The organism is Streptomyces sp. NPDC051180 (assembly GCF_040689545.1).
In the GTDB taxonomy this organism is placed as follows: domain Bacteria; phylum Actinomycetota; class Actinomycetes; order Streptomycetales; family Streptomycetaceae; genus Streptomyces.
The window spans coordinates 553,783-570,295 of the sequence record NZ_JBFBBC010000001.1; the positions used below are offsets into that span (position 1 = coordinate 553,783).

Below are 16,513 nucleotides of genomic sequence, written 5' to 3' on the forward strand. Positions count from 1 at the left end.
ACCACGGGTGTACGACCAGGGGTGACAGGCCGGCCGCCGATTGTCCCTGCTGGTCCGATGCCCCGCGGGGCCTGGGGACGGCACGGTGGTGTCCATGATCGAAGCCAGGGAACTCACCAAGCGCTACGGCGCCACGACCGCCGTCGACGCCCTCACGTTCACCGTCCGGCCGGGGCGCGTCACCGGATTCCTGGGTCCCAACGGCTCGGGCAAGAGCACCACCCTGCGGATGATCCTGGGGCTGCACACGCCGACGAGCGGTTCGGTGACGGTGGACGGACGGCCGTTCGCGGACCGGCCGCGCGGTCTGCGGCACGTCGGCGCGCTGCTCGACGCCGGGGACGTCCACGGCGGGCGGACCGCCCGGGCCCATCTGGCGGCCTTGGCGCGCGGCAACCGGATCCCGCTCGCCCGGGTCGACGAGGTCCTGGAGGAGGTCGGTCTCGCGGCGGCCGCCCGACGCCGGATCGGCGGCTACTCGCTGGGGATGCGCCAGCGGCTCGGCATCGCCGGCGCGCTCCTGGGCGACCCGCCGGTGCTGCTGTTCGACGAGCCGCTGAACGGCCTCGACCCGGAGGGCGTCAGGTGGGTGCGCGGACTGTTCCGGCGGCTGGCGGCGGAGGGCCGGACGGTCTTCGTGTCGAGCCATCTGATGACCGAGATGGAGCACACGGCGGACGAGCTGGTCGTCATCGGGCGGGGCGTGCTGATCGCGGCGGAGAGCCTGCGGGAGTTCGCCGCGCGGGGCAGGGGCCCGAGCGTGACCGTCGGCGCCCCCGACCCGGCGCGGCTGACGGTGCCGCTGCTCGCGGAGGGTGCCGAGGTCGTGGAGGAGGCCGGGGTGCTCACGGTGACCGGGCTCCCCGCGGCCCGGATCGGTGCGCTGGCCCTGGAGCACGGGGTGCCGCTCGACCAGCTCACCACCCGTACGGCCTCCCTGGAGGAGGCGTTCATGGAACTGACCGCCGACAGTGTCGAGTACCTGGCTGGAGACGTCCGATGACCACCCTCGATCTTCCCGCGCCCGCCCGTCCGGAGCCCCGTGCCCGATTCCGCGACCTGGTGGCATCGGAGTGGCTCAAGCTGTGGTCCCTGCGCTCCACGGGCTGGTCCCTGCTGCTCGGCGCGGTCGCGGTGGTCGGCTTCAACTTCGGGACTGCGTGGGACCACTACCGCTACTGGCTGCAGTACGACGCGGGCAGCCGGGCCGAGTTCGTGGCGAACGGCATGGCCCTGTGGGACGCGTTCACGTACAACGCGGCGATGGTCCTGGTCCTCTGCTCGGGCGCGATCGGCGCGATGGCGGTGGTCGGCGAGTACGGCAGCGGACTGATCCGCACGACGTTCACGGCGGTGCCGGCGCGGAGCTCGCTCATGGCGGCGAAGGTGCTGGTCGTGACCGTGTCGCAGACCGTGTTCGGGGCGGTGGTCGCGGGCGCGTCGTTCTGGTCGACGCAGGCGATGCTGTCGGCCCGGGACATCGGGCTGCCGATCACCCATCCGGGAGCGGCGCGCATCGTGGTGGCCTCGGCCCTCCTCGCCCCGGTGTGCGCGGTGACCGGGATGGCGGTCGGCACGCTGCTGCGCAGGAGCGCGCCGACGATCGTGGCCTCGGTGCTGCTGCTCCTGCTGCTGCCCGCGGTGCTCTCGGACCGCCGGCACCTGACCGCGGTGCTCGCGCACGCCACGCCGCTCCACGCCTGGCGGCGGCTCGCGGACGCGGGCCCGCCCGTCGGGGAGCCGTTCCCGTGGTCGCCGGGCGGCGCGTGGCTGGTGTACGCGCTGTGGGCGCTGGGCGCGGCCGCGGTGGCGGTGCTGGCGGTGCGGCACCGGGACCAGTAGGGGTCAGCGGGGGCGCTTCAGGCGGCGGCCGACGAGGTGTTCGTGGACGAGGCGTCCGGCGAGGGCGCCTCCGTAGACGACGAAGCCGACGCCGACCAGCCAGGACTGGAGGACGAGGACGGTGCCGAACTGGCCGTAGGTCACGGCGTTCGAGGCGATGAGGGGGGAGAAGACGAGCTGGGAGAAGATCCGCAGTCCGAGCAGGCCGACCGCGGTGAGGACGGCGCCGGGGGCGAGGGCGCGCCAGCGGATGCGGCCGCAGAGCAGGAAGCGCTGGGACCACCAGAAGAAGAGGAAGGTGCCGAGTGTGTCGCCGACGGCGACCGCGACGTTGACGTCGGCGGGTGAGTCCCCGGGCGCGGGGAAGGCGACGAAGAGCAGCAGGGACGCGATGAGGACGGCGAGCCAGACGACGTGCCGCCACATGGTGTGCCAGCGGGCCGTGGGGAGGTCCCACACCCGCTCGTACCCGGTCTGCACGGCGGATCCGAAGGTGACGCCGAAGGCCGCGAGGGCGGCGAGGCCGAAGGCGGTGGTGCGCTGGAGGGCCTGGCCCGGCTGGCCGAAGAGCCGTTCCACCTCCTCCTGCGAGACCTCGGTGACGCCGAGACCCTGGACGATCCAGCGGGCGAAGCCCTGCCCGCTGGCGAGGTCGGCCGCGGCGACGACGATGAGGAGCGGGACGAGCGTGAGCAGGCTGAGGGCCGCGAAGCCCATGGCGCGGTGCATGAGTTCCATGGCACGACCGCGGTTCCAGGCGAGCCCGACGGGCGAGGCGAGGACGCGGGCGTGGAGCCGCTGGAACCAGTGGCCGTTCTCGGTGGGGGCGCCGTCGTGCGGCGGACCGGGAGGAGAGGGCATGCCACGTGAGGTACCCGCGTCGGGCGCCGGCCATCGCAGGGGTGCGGCCGAACGGGTGGTGGGGCGCCGCCGGCCGGGCGGGCTCCCGGGTGGCGGCGTCCTGTCGGCCGGGGCGGGTTCACGGGTGGAGCGGGCGGGCTCCCGGGCCGGGGCGGGCGGTGACGTCGCGGGCCGTGAGGGTGGCGTGCTCCTCGGCCTCGCACTGGACGACGACGCGGACCGGGGCGCCGCAGCCGGTGTGGGAGATGTCGAGGACCGGGCCCTCGGGCTCCGGGGCGTGGCTGTCGCCCCACTGCTTCAGGGCGAGGAGGACGGGCCAGAGGTCGACGCCCTTACGGGTGAGCCGGTACTCGTCACGGGTGCGGGAGCCGGGTTCGCGGTAGGGCTCGGCGCGCAGGACCCCGGCCGCGACGAGCTTGCGGAGGCGGTCGGCGAGGACGGCCTCCGACAGACCGAGGTGCCGGCGGAACTCGTCGTACCGCCGGACGCCGTTGAAGGCGTCCCGCAGGATGAGCAGGGTCCACTTCTCGCCGACCACGTCCAGGGTGCGGCGTACCGGACAGTTCTCCGAGTCCGTCTCCAGCCATTTCATCGTCACACTCTAGCCACCTGACTGCTTCGTTGACAGTCAGCTGACGCGACGGCTAGCTTCGCCGTACAGAGTCAGCTGGACGCACAGGGTGGAGAGTGGTCATGGGTCGGTCGCGCACGGTGGAGTGGGAGGACCCGGCGGCCTCCGCGCGGGCGGCGGGGGCGATGGCGGGCCTCGACTTCCTGAGGGAGATGATCGCGGGGCGGCTGCCCGGGCCTCCGATCGCCGCGCTCCTCGGCTTCACCCTGGAGGAGGTCGAGGACGGCCGGGCGGTCTTCGCCTTCGAGGCGGGCGAGGAGCACTACAACCCGATCGGCAGCGTGCACGGCGGGGTGTACGCGACCCTGCTCGACTCGGCGGCTGGCTGCGCGGTGCACTCGACGCTGCCGCAGGGCACCGCGTACACCTCGCTCGACCTGTCGACCCGCTTCCTGCGGCCGCTCACGGCGGGCACCGGCAAGGTCCGGGCGATCGGCACGGTGCTGTCACGGGGCCGCCGCACGGCGCTCGCGGAGGCGGGGCTGTACGACTCCGGGGACCGGCTGCTCGCCCACGCGACGAGCACGTGCATGATCTTCCCCGTTCCGGACGGAAGCGGGGTCACGCGCGCGTAGAGGGGGATCGCCTCGTCGCCCCTGCCGGGCTCGCCTCGTCGACCCTGCGGGACGTGCCTCGTCGACCCTGCAGGACTCCCCTGACCGGCGAGTCACCGCCTGGCGGTCAGCGCGCTCCGGGGACCGGAAGGGTGCGGGTGCAGCCGTCCGGGGCGACGTCGGGAACGCCGTTGGCCTGGAGCGCCGCGCTCACGAGGGTGGCGAGCAGGTCGATGTCCGATCCCATGTCCAGACGGACCGTCACCCACCCGGACCCGGCGCGCAGGCGGACCGCGCTCGACCCGAGGAGGGCGTGACGCAGTTTGGCGACCATGGCCCGGGTGAGGTGGACGTCGGCCTCGTGTTCGCCGTGGAAGTGGACGATCTCCTGCGTCGCGGTGCCCAGTCCGAGCTCGGCGCCGCAATGGGCGCGGCCGGGGGTCAGCGAGGGCCAGCTCATCAGACGTTCACTGGCATGCCTGGCCGTGTTCATACGAGGAGCGTGCCGGGCGCCGGGGCCGTGCACAAGCGTCCTGCGGAAACAATCCGGCCCAGGCGCGAAACAGGTGGCCGAGAACCGTGGTGTGACCGTGCGTCACCGCGTTTCGTGGGGAGGAAGTGACTTTGTGTCACGATGTCGGGCGCGCGCGGACACGCGCCGCGAGGACGGCGACGTCGTCCTCGGCCGCGTGCGCGTCGAGCCGCCGGAGCACTTCGTCGACGACCTCCCGGGGACCGGACGCCGCGGGGAGGCGCAGCGCGGCGAGACGGGCGAGCGAGACGTCGATGTCCTCGCCCCGCCGCTCGACGAGGCCGTCGGTGAAGACCAGCAGGGTCTCGGCCGGGGTCAACGCACGCGTGGCGGGCTCGTAGCCGCCGACGCCGGTGCCGAGCGGCGGCCCCACCGGCAGGTCGACCGGCTCCGCGGAACCGTCCTCTGCGAAGACCACGGGCGGCAGGTGTCCCGCGCTGGCGAAGGTCGCCGTGCCGCGCGCCGGGTCGACCCGGACCAGGAGGCAGGTCGCCGGGCGGCGGGCGTCGTCCTCGGCGACCACGGAGTCGAGGTGCCGCAGCACGCGGTGCGGCGGCAGATCGGTGGCGGCGACCTCGCGCAGTGCCGTGCGGTAGGCGTTCATGTCGACCGCCGCGGCCAGGCCGTGCCCCATCACGTCGCCGACGACGAGAAGGCTGCGGCCGAAGTGGAGGCGCACGGTCTCGAACCAGTCGCCGCCCACCAGGGTGCGGTGACCGGCGGGCAGATAGCCGCCCGCCACCTCCAGGTTCGGATGGGGCCGGCCCGGTTCGGCCACGAGGGCGCGCTGGAGGTGGAGCGCGGTCTCCTCGGTGGCGGCGAGCCGCCGTGCGTGCCGCAGATGCCGGGCCGCGAGCCGCACGGCGTGCCGGAGCACCGCCGCCTCGCCCTCGGAGAAGGGCCTGCCGACGCTCCGGGTGACGGTGACCGTGCCCAGGGGCTCCTCGTCTCCGACGGCGAGGGGAACCGAGAGTGCGCCGGGCGGCGCCGGCGAGGCGAGGCCGGCGTCGTGCCGCGGCTCGGGGCCGCCGACGGTCGACGGTGCGCCGGGCGCGGATCGTCCCGCGGCGGCCGGTGGATCCGCGCCGACCTGGGGTCCCGCGTCGCCCTGTGGACCTGTGCCGGCCTGGGGTCCGGCGGCGGCCGCCCGGCGTGGCGGGCCGCCGCCCTCGGCGAAGAGGTCGACGGCCGCGGAGACGCCGTCGAGGTGGCGGGCGAGGAAGGCCGCGAGTTCCCGGCAGGTGGTCGCGGCGTCGAGCGTCGTGCCGATGTCGCCGATCGCGCGCTCCAGCGCCCGCACCCTGGCGAGCAGCGGCTCGTCCCGTTCCGCCACGACACCTCCACCGGCCGCGCGGTCCTCCGGGTGGCGTACCCGGTCTCCCCATTGCACCAGCGGGCGGCGTCCCGCGCACGGCGCGGACCTCGTGCGGGACGGTTGTGCGGCGGGGCCCGATCTGATCGAGTACGCCTGATGCTACTGGCCAGTAAGAAATTCCGCTCCCCGGGGGGACAGCCATGACCACCGCCACGACGACCGGATTCTTCTCCTCCGTCGACGATGTCGCCGAACGGCTCGCCACGACCGGCTACCTGGCGTCACCGGCCGTCGCCACCACCGTCTTCCTCGCGGACCGGCTGGGCAAACCGCTGCTCGTCGAAGGCCCGGCGGGGGTCGGCAAGACCGAGCTCGCCAAGGCCGTCTCGGAGGTGACGGGTGCACGGCTGGTGCGGCTGCAGTGCTACGAGGGCGTCGACGAGTCCCGGGCCCTGTACGAGTGGAACCACGCCAAACAGCTGCTGCGGATCACGGCCGGACGCGGCGAGTCCTGGGACGAGGCGCGCACGGACATCTTCGGCGAGGAGTTCCTGCTTCCCCGGCCGCTGCTGACCGCGATCCGGTGCGAGGAGCCGGCGGTGCTCCTGATCGACGAGACCGACAAGGCCGACGTCGAGGTGGAGGGCCTGCTCCTGGAGGTGCTCGGCGACTTCCAGGTGACCGTCCCCGAACTGGGCACGATCACGGCGACGCGGCGGCCGTTCACCGTGCTGACCTCGAACGCGAGCCGGGAGCTGTCCGAGGCCCTCCGCAGGCGCTGCCTCTTCCTGCACATCGGTTTCCCCGAGGAGGAGCTGGAACGCCGGATCGTCGCCCTGAAGGTACCCGGGCTCGACGCCGCGCTCGCCGCGTCCGTGGTGCGGCTCGTCGGGGCCCTGCGGGCGATGGACCTGCGGAAGGTGCCGTCCGTCTCGGAGACGATCGACTGGGCCCGGACCCTCCTCGCGCTCGGCGCCGACCGGCTGGACGAGAAGGTCGTACGGGAGACCCTGGGCGTCCTCCTGAAGCACCAGGACGACATCGTCAGGGCGGCGGCCCAGCTCGACCTGGACGCGGTGTGAGCACGGCGGCCCCCGGGGGCGGCGCGGCGGAGCGTCTGACGGGTCTCGTGGCGGCGCTGCGCGCACACGGGTTCGGCATCGGCACGGGCGAGACGGTCGACGCGGGAAAGGCCCTGGAGGCGGTCGGGTTCACGGACCGTGAGCGGGTCCGTGAGGCGCTGGCCGCGACGCTGCTCCACGGCGTGGCGCAGCGCGGCGTCTTCGACCGGGTCTTCGATCTGTACTTCCCGCTCGGCGGCGCCCCCGGGAAGGCGGAGGCGCCCGGCGGCCCGGCGGAGCTCGCCGCGCTGCGGGAGCGGATCGCCGAGGCCCTGGCCGCCGGTGACACCGCGGTCCTCGACGCACTTGCCGCCGAGGCGGTGGGGGGCTTCGGCGGCTTCGGTTCGGGCCCGGAGTCGGACGGCTGGTCCTCCTACCAGACCCTCTCCCGGGTCCGTCCGGAGACGCTGCTCGCCCGGGTCCGTGACCGGCGCCGGGCGGAGGCCGGGGCGGCGGAGCCGGAGTTCGCCGACCGGCTGCTCGACGACGAGATCCGGCGCCTGATCGAGTCGTTCCGGGAGCGGGTGCGGACCGAGGCACGACGGCGGGTCGCCGAGCGGCAGGGCCGGGACCGGGTCGCCCGGCGGGCGGTCGCGGGGACGGCGGACCGGGTGGACTTCCTGCTGGCCGGGCGGGCGCAACTGGACGAGCTGCGGCGCACGGTCCGGCCGCTGGCACGGAAGCTGGCCACCCGGCTCGCAGCCCGGCGACGACGGGCGGCACGCGGACGGATCGACCTGCGGCGCACGTTGCGCGGCTCGCTGTCGACCGGCGGCGTGCCGGTGCGCCCGGTGCTGCGCCGACGACCTCCCCGGCGCCCCGAGCTGGTCCTGTTGTGCGACGTGTCGGGGTCGGTGGCGGGCTTCGCCCAGTTCACGATGCTGCTGATGAGGGCGCTGCACGACCAGTTCAGCCGGGTGCGGGTCTTCGGCTTCGTCAACCGGGTGGACGAGGTGACGGACCTGATCGCCCGGGGCCCGGAGGACCCCGCCGCGCTGGGCGACCTGATCCTCTCGGAGGCGCGGCTGACCGGCTGGCACGGCCAGAGCGACTACGGCACGTCGCTCGGCGAGTTCGCCGAGCGGTACGCGGACTCCGTCGGCCCGCGCACGGTGGTCTTCGTCCTCGGCGACGCCCGCACCAACGGCGCCGATCCCCACCTCGCGGCGCTGCGGCTGATCGCCGGCCGAGCCCGTCGGGTCCACTGGCTCAACCCCGAGCAGCCGTCCCTCTGGGGCACGGGCGACTCGGTGGCCCCGGCGTACGCCGAGATCGTCGAGATGCGCCCCTGCCGCAACGCCCACCAGCTCGGCGCCCTGATCGGCCGCCTGCTGCCGGTCTGACCGGGAGGAACGCGGCCCGGCGACCTGGGCCTGTCCGGAAGGAAGCGGCCGTCCGCCCGTCGGGCGGGCCCCCCGGCCCGCCCCGGGGGCGTCTTGCCGAGCACGCCGGGCCCGCCCGGTTGTACGGATTCCGGACCGGCGAACTAGCGTGGCCTCCATGGAACTCTTGGGAGAGATCACCGCCGGCCGTCCCCTGCTCGTCGTCGCGGTCAAGGAGGAGGCGCAGTTCCTCGACACGGATCTGCCCGTGCTGCTGACCGGCATGGGCAAGGTCAACGCGGCGACCGCCCTCGCGACCGTACTGGCCCGGGGGCCGCGGCCCTCCGGGATCGTGAACCTGGGCACCGCGGGCGCGCTGCGCCACGGCTGGACCGGGACCCACGTCGTCGGCACGGTGGTCCAGCACGACCTGGACGGGGAACTGCTCGCCACCCTCACCGGCGAGACGTACGGCGCGCCGCTCACCCTGCCCGACGGCGGTGAGGTGGTGCTGGCCACCGGCGACGCGTTCATCTCGGACGAGGCCGCCCGCGCCCGGCTCGCCGAGCGGGCGGCGCTGGTCGACATGGAGGGGTACGCGCTGGCCACGGCCGCCGGGATCGCCGGCGTCCCGCTGCGCATCGTGAAGCACGTCAGCGACGAGGCCGGCGACGGAGCCGCCCGCAGCTGGCGCGAGTCCGTCGCCGAGTGCGCGCGGGCGCTGGCGGACTGGGCCGAGGCGAACACCCCGTACCGCTCCTGAGTCCGGGCACGACCCCGCGCGCTCCTCGCCCCCGCATCAGGGGTGCTGGAAGTGGACCTCCGGGTTCTCCGGTGACGGAGCGTCGAGGAGCGGGCGCGGGAGCCCGAGCAGGTGCCGGTCGAAGAAGGCGGCCACGTACGTCCGGGTGACGGCGACGGCCCGCTCGGTGGGCAGCTCGGGCTGGGGCAGGCCGAAGTGACGGGCGATCACGGGGCCGTCGGAGAAGGTGAAGTGCTCGGATCCGGCGACCGTGATCCAGCGCTTCCACCCGTCGAGCGCGCTCCAGGTGCGGTCCCACGTGGTGTCGGTCCCGCCCGGCAGGTGCATCTCGTCGTGGGTGCCCAGCATCATGAACGGGCGGCCCCGCAGGCCCTCCGCCGGGAGCTCCTCCCAGAACGCGCCGTCCATGTCGATCCCGGCGTCGATGCGCCGATCGGCCGCCATCGCGGTGGCCGCGCTGGCCCCGCCGATGGAGTGCCCCGCCATGCCGATCCGGCTCCGGTCGATCACGTCGGCGTACTTCCACGCGGGCCGCGCGCCGGTGAGCCGGTCCAGGACGTACCGCATGTCGGCGGCGCGGGTCGACGTGACGACGCTGCCGTGCACACCGCCCTCGTCCAGGGCCGTGCAGGCGACACAGGTGAGGGTCCGGCCGCCGGGGAGGCTGATGCCGTACGACTCGTAGGCGTGGTCGACGGAGGCGACGACGTAGCCGCGGGAGGCGAGGTCCTCGGCGAGGTGGGTGAGCGTCCAGCGGGAGACGCCGAAGCCCGGCGAGAGCAGCACCAGGGGGCGCCGCCCCGGCGCGGGCCGCGCGTCGGTCCTGCTGTGGGTGCGCGTCCGGGCGAGCACGTCGCCGGAGACGCCCGGCCCGAGCTGCGCGGCGAGCAGGCGCGCCTCCTCGCGGGTGGCGTACGGGGCGATCCGGCCGCCTCCGGAGCGGGCGGCCGGATAGTGCAGGGTGACCATCAGCGCCCGTCCGTCGGCGGTGGGCACCCACGGGTCGGTACGGGAGCGGTCCACCAGGGGCAGGACGGTGCTGCCGATGGCGTACGGACCGGTGGGCGCCGGCAGGACGGCGGCACGCGCCGACGGCACGGAGGAGACGGCCGGGGCGGGAGAGCCGGCCGTCGCACCCGGCACGGAGGAGGCCGCCGTGGCGGCTCCGGCGGTCGGTAAGGCGAGGGAGCAGGCGAGGACGGCGGCGGCGGCCGCCCGGGTGATTCGGGTCATGCGGGCACGGTAGGCGGCGGACGGAGCGCCGCGCGTCCGCCCACGGTCCCACCTTCCGTCACTCCGGAGTCTGACGCGCTTTCCGGCCCGGGGCCGACGCGCGCCCCGGCCCCGGAGCCCGGCGCGCGCCCCTCGACGGTCGCGGCGCCGACGCCTGCGGGCCGGACCCAACTCCCCGTGTCCGGTGACCTCCTGGCGTCCCGCGGGTCGAACCGGTCTTGACAGTCCGGAAGACGTCCTGCCTATGGTGAGGCGGAGTCCTCGTCCGCCCGGACGGGTCCACCACCGGGGGGAGGCGCACGTGGTCGCGACGAGCACCGCGCCGTACGCCCCCGCCGACGCCCGGCTGGTCTGCCGCCGGCACGTCGACTTCTGCCGGACCTCCTCGGCCATCTGTCCTTCCCCTAGGGCCTGTCGTCAAATTCCCCTCTGCCCCGCCCTTCGGGCAACGAGGGGATTTTGACGACAGGCCCTAGCGCCTGATCCCGCTCCCGCGTGGGTCCGCGCGTCCCGTGACGTCCCGCCCGACCGGCCGCCGGTCCGCCGTGCCCCGCGCACGGCCGCCGCCGTGCCGTCGCGCGCTTCCCGACCTCCGGAAGGACTCCCATGCCCCGCCCTGCCCTGCGTCTGGCCGTCGAGATCGACGGCGACGGCGCCCATCCGGCCGCGTGGCGCCGTGCCGCGCACTCCCCCGGCGAACTGCTGAGCCCCCGGCGGCTCGCGCGGGTCGCCGCCGTCGCCGAGAACGCCGGTTTCACCCTGGTCACGCTGGACGACTCGATCCTGCCGCCGGGTTCCGGCGCCGACCCGGTGGGCCGGATCGGCGCGGTCGAGCGCGCGGCCTACGTGGCCGCCTCGACGAGTGTCCTCGGCGTGGCGCCCGTGCTGGCGACGACGTACGCCGAGCCGTTCCACATCTCGTCGCAGCTCGCCTCCCTCGACCACGTGTCGGCCGGCCGCGCCGGCTGGGTGGTGGGCGTCGAGGAGGACCCCGAGGCCGCCCGCGCCTGGGGCAGGCCCGTGGTCGAGGGCGCCGACGCCCTGGCCCGTGAGGCCCACGACGGACTGCGGGTCGTTCGGGACCTGTGGGACTCGTGGGAGGACGACGCGGTGATCCGCTCCGTCTCGACCAGCCGCTATCTGGACCGTTCGCGGCTCCACGCCATCGACTTCACGGGTGAGACGTACACCGTGCGGGGGCCGTCGATCGTGCCCCGACCGCCGCAGGGCCGCCCCGTGGTCCTCGCCCACCCGGGCCTCGTCCCGGCCGACCTGACCGACGTGGCCCTGGTCGGCGGAGCCACCGCGGCCGAGGCGGTCGCTGCGGCGGAATCCTCCGGCGCGCCCCTGGCGTTCGCCGAGATCGAGGTGGCCCTGGACACCCCACGGGAGACGGCCCGGGAACGGATCGCCGACCTGGAGCGGTCCGCCGCCTGGGAGACCCGCCCCGACCGGCTGCGGTACGCGGGACCGGCCGCCGGGCTGGTGGCGCTCCTGGCCGAACTCGCCGGCCACGTCGACGGCGTACGCCTCCACCCGCTCGTCGTCGACGAGGACCTGCCGGTGCTCTCCCGGCTCGTCCTGCCCGAGCTGTTCGTCCGGCGCCTCGCGGTCCGGCCGCTGCCGGGCACGACCCTGCGCACGACGCTGGGCCTGCCCCGGCCGCCCAGTCGCTTCACGGCCGACACCACCGCCGTGCTCGTCCCGGAGGAGACCCGATGACCCGCGCCGACCACGACGACGTCCCGCGTCCCGACGCCCGCCTGCACTTCGGGGTGTTCTTCCAGGGGGTGAACCACTGGACGATCTGGTCGGACCCCGCCAGCGGTTCCCAGATCGACCCGGCGTCCTTCCTGCGGGTCGCGCGGACCGCCGAACGCGGCCTGTTCGACGCCTTCTTCCTCGGGGACGGCCTGCGGCTGCGCGAGTCCGGGGGCGGGGTCCACGAGCTCGACGTGGCGGGGCGCCCCGACTCGATCACCCAGCTCGCGGCGCTCGCCGCCGCGACCGAGCGGATCGGGCTCGTCTCCACCTCCAACACCACCTTCAACGAACCGGGGGACCTCGCCCGCCGGCTCGCCGGGCTCGACCTGCTCTCCGGCGGCCGGGCCGGCTGGAACGTGGTGACCACCCACAACGCCTGGACCGGGGAGAACTTCCGGCGCGGCGGCTTCCTCGACCACGCCGACCGCTACCGGCGCGCCGAGGAGTTCCTCACCGTGGCGCACGCCGTGTGGAACGGCTGGGCGGACGGCGCCGTCGCCGGCTCTGCGGACGCCCGTTCCTGGTCGGTGCCGGACGCGGTGGGACGCGTACGGCACCGGAGCGCGCACTTCGACGTGGACCTGGCGCCCACCCTGCCGCGCAGCGCCCAGGGGCACCCGGTCGTCTTCCAGGCGGGCGACTCCGGGGAGGGCCGGGACTTCGCGGCGCGCAACGCCGACGTGATCTTCTCCGCGCACGGGACCGACTTCGACGACGCCCTCGCGTTCGCCGAGGACGTCCGCCGCCGGCTGCGCGCGGCGGGCCGGGCCGAGGACGCCCTGCGCATCCTGCCGGGCACGGAGATCGTCATCGGGGCGACCGAGAAGGAGGCGGAGGAGAAGGCCCGCTGGGTGCGGCTGGAGCAGGTCACGCCCGCGGTGGCCCTCGGCATCGCGGGCCGCCTGTGGGGCTTCGACCTGTCGGACCGGGACGCCGACGGACCGCTGCCCGTCGAGGATCCCGTGGTGGCCCAGGACAAGGGGACCTTCGGCACCCGCTGGGTGGACGATCCCCGCGTGGTGGTGGCCGAGTGGCGGGCCAGGGCGGACGCCAACGGCTGGTCGCTGCGCGAGACCGTGATCGAGCTCGGTCCGCAGCGCGGGCACGTCGGCACCCCGGCCGGACTCGCCGAGAGGTTCGCCCGGTTCGCCCGGCACGGCGCCGTCGACGGCTTCAACGTCTCGCCGTACCTGGTGCCGGACGGCCTCGACGACATCGTCGACCTGCTCGTGCCCGAGCTGCAGGAGCGCGGCGTGTACCGGACCGCGTACACGGGGACGACGCTCCGGGAGCACCTGGAGCTCCCGCCGGCGGCGTGACCCGACGGGGCGCGCGCCGCTCGGGGCGCGCCCCGTTCCCCAGGGTTCCGGTCGGCCGCGTCACGTCCCGGGTCCGGAGTCCGCCGCGTCCCCCGCTCCGCTCAGCCCAGGGGCAGGTCCAGGAAGGACGGTACTTCCTCCGGCGAGCCGAGGGTGGTCTGCGTCCAGGTGACGGACGCGTCGCCGTAGAGCGGGTCCTTGCTGTCGACGACGAGCATGAGGCGGTGGCCGGCCGGGACGTCGTACGCCGTCGCCTGGAGTTCCCAGGTCACGGTGGTGTCCTGCTCCGGCATGAGGTCGTACACGGTGAGCGGCTCGTGGGTGATGATCCGGGCCGTCTCGTCGTCGGCGACGTCCAGCAGATGGGCGACGAGGGTCGCGGACGTGGCCGTGGAACGGACCGTGAGGCGCAGTCGAGGGATGCCGCGGACGCGCCGGCCGGCCTGTTCCGCCTCCCGGGGGTCGTAGAGCGGACCGGTGGTCCAGGCGACGGCGTGCCGGCGGTCGATCTTGCGGGTGTCGTAGGTCTTGGGGGTGCCGGCCCACTCCGCCTGGCCGGTCCTCAGGAGCGCGTCCATGGCGGTCGCCTCGGTGTCCACGCCCGCGAGGAACGCGCGCCGCCAGCCGGTGCCGCCGGACGTGCCCTCGGCGGCGGGGAGCAGGAGCCCGTCGGTGCCGCCCGCGCCGTCCCCGGTGAGCCCGAAGGTCTCGACGCCGGCGGTGACCCCGCTCCAGTCGGCCCGGTGCTCGCGGACGGCGGGGACGACGATCCGCCGCTCGCCGGTCGGCTCGCCGCTCACGGGGTGCGCGGCGGGTTCCGTCACGTAGGTGAACATCACCTGGCCGCAGACCGCCGCCCAGTCCGCGACCCCGTTGCGGGCGCCCCGCAGGTGGTGGTCGAGCCAGGCGTACGCCTCCTCCAGGGCGAGGTCGGGCCCGTCGGGGTCGGTGCCGGTGAGCCCGGCGCCCTCGGGGGCGGTGTGGTCGCCGATCCAGAGGTTGAGGCGCTTGGGCACCTCCAGGGCGTCGAAGGTCCTGACGACCTGGTTCACGGCGAACAGGCCCTCGTGCCAGGTGTGGGAGAGGAGAGTGGGCGTCTCGTTCTCGTTGGTGAGGTGCAGGTAGGAGTCGGGGGAACGCAGTCGGCACCACTCGACGAAGGTGTCCAGGTTCCGGTCGGCGAGGAAGTCGGCGAGGACGGCCCGGTCGGCCTCGCGGAACTTCTCCTCCATCGGCCCGCCGGTCAGCGCGAGGAGCGTCCTGACCGCGGCGAGCCGACGGGTGCCGTGGTCGAGGAGTCCGGCGGCGAGGTCGCCCCAGGTGCTCAGCGCGGCCACGGCAGAGACCCGGTCGTCGTGCGCGGCGACCAGCCGGCCGATGCCGGAGCCGTAGGAGGCGCCGAGGAAGCCGACGGTGCTCGGCGCGAGGTGGTCGACGGCGAAGTCCACGACGGAGGAGCCGTCGGCCCAGTCGTGCGGCCCCGCGACGTCGACGAACCCCTCGGATGTGGAGGGCAGTCCGGGGGCGCCGAGGCCGCGGGGTGTGTACGCCAGGACGTGGTAGCCCCGGCGGGCGAGCCGGAGGTACGCCCAGAGGAACAGCGGCCAGCCGTACGGCGTCCAGCCGGCGGGGACGACGACGAGCGGATGGGGGCCGGGGCCGCGCTGACGGAGGCTGAAGGCGGACAGCCGGATGCCGTCGAAGGACTCGATCCGGTGGTACCCGGGCAGCGCCCGGGCCCGCACCTCCTCGACGTACGCGGCGAACGGCGGCGGCAGCAGGGTGCGGGGAGCGCCCCCGTCCCCGTGCGCCAGGACGGCCGCGGCCAGGGTCTGGCCGAGCCGGGCGACGTCGGGGTCGACGGTGCCGTCGGCGGCCCACAGGCCGCGGCCCTTCATGCGGGCGGCCTCGGCAGCGCTCACACCCACCGTGACGCCCGGGAAGCCGGGGAACTCTTCGGACGGTCCAGCGGTGAAGGGGTAGTCCTGGGACACGTGCACCCGTTCCTCTCGCCTGGTCTGCTGACGGCCGCGCTGCGGACGGGGGCAAGCCTCGCCCATCGGGCAGGGCGCGACCAGAGCGCACGAACGGCGCACGTGACGCGCTATCGGGTCACAGCGGCACAAGCCGCCGCGGCGCCGGGCTCCCGTCAGGGCGTGTCGGGCGGGAAGGCGACCAGCAGGGCGGCGACGTCGTCGTCGAGGCCGCCGGAGCCGTACGCGGCGAGGTCGCGGTGGAGGAGCGCCGGGACGTCGGCGGGCGCCTCGCGGATCCAGCCGCGCAGCCGGAGTTCCAGCGGGTAGAACGTGCCGGCCCGGTCACGGGTCTCGCTGACGCCGTCGGTGTACAGCAGCAGCCGGTCGCCGGGTCCGAACGCGACCTCCTCGATCCGGTGGTGGTTCTCGGCGAGGCCCGCGAGGTTGACGGGCAGCGACGGGTCGGCGAAGACGACGGGGGCGACCTCGCCACCGTGCTGGAGCAGCGGCGCCGGGTGGCCGCAGCTGAGGAGACGTGCGATGTTCCGGTCGTCGGGGAGCTCCACCAGGACGACGGTGGCGAAGCGTTCGGCGGCGTCCGAGTCCGGGTCCCAGCCGCCGTAGCGGGCGAGGCCGTCGTCGAGCCGGTCGGCGAGCGAGGCCAGGTCGGGGGCGTCGCCGACAGCGGACCGGAAGGCGCCGAGCAGGACCGAGGCGGTCTCGACGGCGCCGAGGCCCTTGCCCTGGACGTCGCCGAGCATGATCCGGACCGCGCCCGGCACGCGGACGGCCTCGTAGAAGTCGCCGCCGATCCGGGCCTTGGCCGCGGCCGCGAGGTACAGCAGGTGCAGTTCGAACCGCCCGAGGCGCTCGGGCAGCGGGCGGAGCACGACCCGCTGGACGACCTCCGCGACGGCGCTGACCTCGCGCAGGTCCTGTTCGTAGCGGGTGCGGACCCTGCTCACCCAGGCGGCGACGCCGGTGACGACGGCGAGCACGACCTCGCTGGCGAGGAGTGCGGAGGCGCTCTCGGAGCGGTCGAAACTGAGCAGCCCCCGCACCACCATGGCGAGCAGACCGATGCCGATCGTCCCGCGCACGGTCCAGGTCACCGCGGCGAGGGCCGGGGCGGCGACGAGCAGGCGTTCGAACCGCTCGTCGTCGGAGGTGAACAGGTCGGCGAGGGCCGTGACGATCAGGACCAGGAAGGGCAGGGCGCGACCGAGGTTCAACTGGGTGCGCGCCGCCCCGGGGGGACGCCGGGGGCCGGCAGCGGGCAT

Annotated in this window: 15 protein-coding genes; 8 read left to right on the forward strand and 7 right to left on the reverse strand. The window is 74.9% G+C overall.

Features of this window, described 5'->3' with window-relative positions; all coding sequences use genetic code 11:
- Positions 1 to 94: 94 nt before the first annotated feature.
- A complete protein-coding gene (locus AB0424_RS02460; RefSeq protein WP_366301551.1) occupies positions 95 to 1,003 on the forward strand; it encodes an ATP-binding cassette domain-containing protein in 909 nt (302 codons plus the stop codon).
- Positions 1,000 to 1,842, forward strand: a complete 843-nt coding sequence (locus AB0424_RS02465; protein ID WP_366301553.1) for an ABC transporter permease — start codon at positions 1,000 to 1,002, stop codon at positions 1,840 to 1,842. The genes AB0424_RS02460 and AB0424_RS02465 overlap by 4 nt, the downstream gene beginning before the upstream one ends.
- Before the next feature lie 3 nt (positions 1,843 to 1,845).
- Here the strand turns inward: AB0424_RS02465 and AB0424_RS02470 are convergent, their stop codons facing one another.
- Both AB0424_RS02470 and AB0424_RS02475 read right to left on the reverse strand, forming a co-directional pair.
- Positions 1,846 to 2,703 (reverse strand): YhjD/YihY/BrkB family envelope integrity protein, encoded by an 858-nt coding sequence (locus AB0424_RS02470; RefSeq protein WP_366301554.1) that lies wholly within the window; start codon positions 2,701 to 2,703, stop codon positions 1,846 to 1,848.
- 118 nt (positions 2,704 to 2,821) lie between these two features.
- Positions 2,822 to 3,295: a helix-turn-helix domain-containing protein gene (locus AB0424_RS02475; RefSeq protein ID WP_366301555.1), complete on the reverse strand. Its 474-nt coding sequence runs from the start codon at positions 3,293 to 3,295 to the stop codon at positions 2,822 to 2,824.
- A 101-nt stretch (positions 3,296 to 3,396) separates the two neighbouring features.
- On the opposite strand from AB0424_RS02475, the gene AB0424_RS02480 reads away from it, so the two are divergent.
- On the forward strand, positions 3,397 to 3,909 hold the full coding sequence (locus AB0424_RS02480) for a PaaI family thioesterase (protein ID WP_366301557.1): 513 nt from the start codon (positions 3,397 to 3,399) through the stop codon (positions 3,907 to 3,909).
- A 106-nt stretch (positions 3,910 to 4,015) separates the two neighbouring features.
- On the opposite strand, the gene AB0424_RS02485 is transcribed toward AB0424_RS02480, so the two are convergent.
- Together AB0424_RS02485 and AB0424_RS02490 are read right to left on the reverse strand one after the other, a co-directional pair.
- Positions 4,016 to 4,381, reverse strand: coding sequence for a luciferase family protein (locus tag AB0424_RS02485; RefSeq protein ID WP_366301558.1), 366 nt, complete (start codon positions 4,379 to 4,381; stop codon positions 4,016 to 4,018).
- Between the two features lie 136 nt (positions 4,382 to 4,517).
- Entirely contained in the window at positions 4,518 to 5,753 is a 1,236-nt protein-coding gene (locus tag AB0424_RS02490; protein WP_366301560.1) for a SpoIIE family protein phosphatase, read from the reverse strand.
- A gap of 182 nt (positions 5,754 to 5,935) precedes the next feature.
- Here AB0424_RS02490 and AB0424_RS02495 point away from each other — a divergent pair, with 182 nt between their 5' ends.
- The 3 genes from AB0424_RS02495 to AB0424_RS02505 all read left to right on the forward strand — a co-directional run bounded on the left by AB0424_RS02495 (position 5,936) and on the right by AB0424_RS02505 (position 8,941).
- Entirely contained in the window at positions 5,936 to 6,817 is an 882-nt protein-coding gene (locus AB0424_RS02495) for a MoxR family ATPase (RefSeq protein ID WP_366301561.1), read from the forward strand.
- Entirely contained in the window at positions 6,814 to 8,199 is a 1,386-nt protein-coding gene (locus tag AB0424_RS02500) for a VWA domain-containing protein (protein WP_366301563.1), read from the forward strand. Before AB0424_RS02495 ends, AB0424_RS02500 begins: the two co-directional genes overlap by 4 nt.
- A gap of 157 nt (positions 8,200 to 8,356) precedes the next feature.
- Positions 8,357 to 8,941 carry a nucleosidase gene (locus AB0424_RS02505; RefSeq protein WP_366301564.1) on the forward strand — a complete coding sequence of 195 codons (585 nt, stop codon included), beginning with the start codon at positions 8,357 to 8,359 and terminating at the stop codon, positions 8,939 to 8,941.
- 36 nt (positions 8,942 to 8,977) lie between these two features.
- Here AB0424_RS02505 and AB0424_RS02510 read toward each other — a convergent pair whose 3' ends face one another.
- A complete protein-coding gene (locus AB0424_RS02510) occupies positions 8,978 to 10,174 on the reverse strand; it encodes an alpha/beta hydrolase (protein WP_366301565.1) in 1,197 nt (398 codons plus the stop codon).
- A gap of 606 nt (positions 10,175 to 10,780) precedes the next feature.
- Here AB0424_RS02510 and AB0424_RS02515 point away from each other — a divergent pair.
- Complete coding sequence (locus tag AB0424_RS02515) at positions 10,781 to 11,896, forward strand: LLM class flavin-dependent oxidoreductase (protein WP_366301566.1); 1,116 nt, start codon at positions 10,781 to 10,783, stop codon at positions 11,894 to 11,896.
- Positions 11,893 to 13,257 carry an NtaA/DmoA family FMN-dependent monooxygenase gene (locus AB0424_RS02520; protein ID WP_366301567.1) on the forward strand — a complete coding sequence of 455 codons (1,365 nt, stop codon included), beginning with the start codon at positions 11,893 to 11,895 and terminating at the stop codon, positions 13,255 to 13,257. Before AB0424_RS02515 ends, AB0424_RS02520 begins: the two co-directional genes overlap by 4 nt.
- A 101-nt stretch (positions 13,258 to 13,358) precedes the next feature.
- Here the strand turns inward: AB0424_RS02520 and AB0424_RS02525 are convergent, their stop codons facing one another.
- Together AB0424_RS02525 and AB0424_RS02530 are read right to left on the reverse strand one after the other, a co-directional pair.
- Positions 13,359 to 15,179, reverse strand: coding sequence for a CocE/NonD family hydrolase C-terminal non-catalytic domain-containing protein (locus tag AB0424_RS02525; protein WP_366301568.1), 1,821 nt, complete (start codon positions 15,177 to 15,179; stop codon positions 13,359 to 13,361).
- A gap of 227 nt (positions 15,180 to 15,406) precedes the next feature.
- On the reverse strand, positions 15,407 to 16,513 hold the full coding sequence (locus AB0424_RS02530) for a PP2C family protein-serine/threonine phosphatase (protein WP_366301569.1): 1,107 nt from the start codon (positions 16,511 to 16,513) through the stop codon (positions 15,407 to 15,409).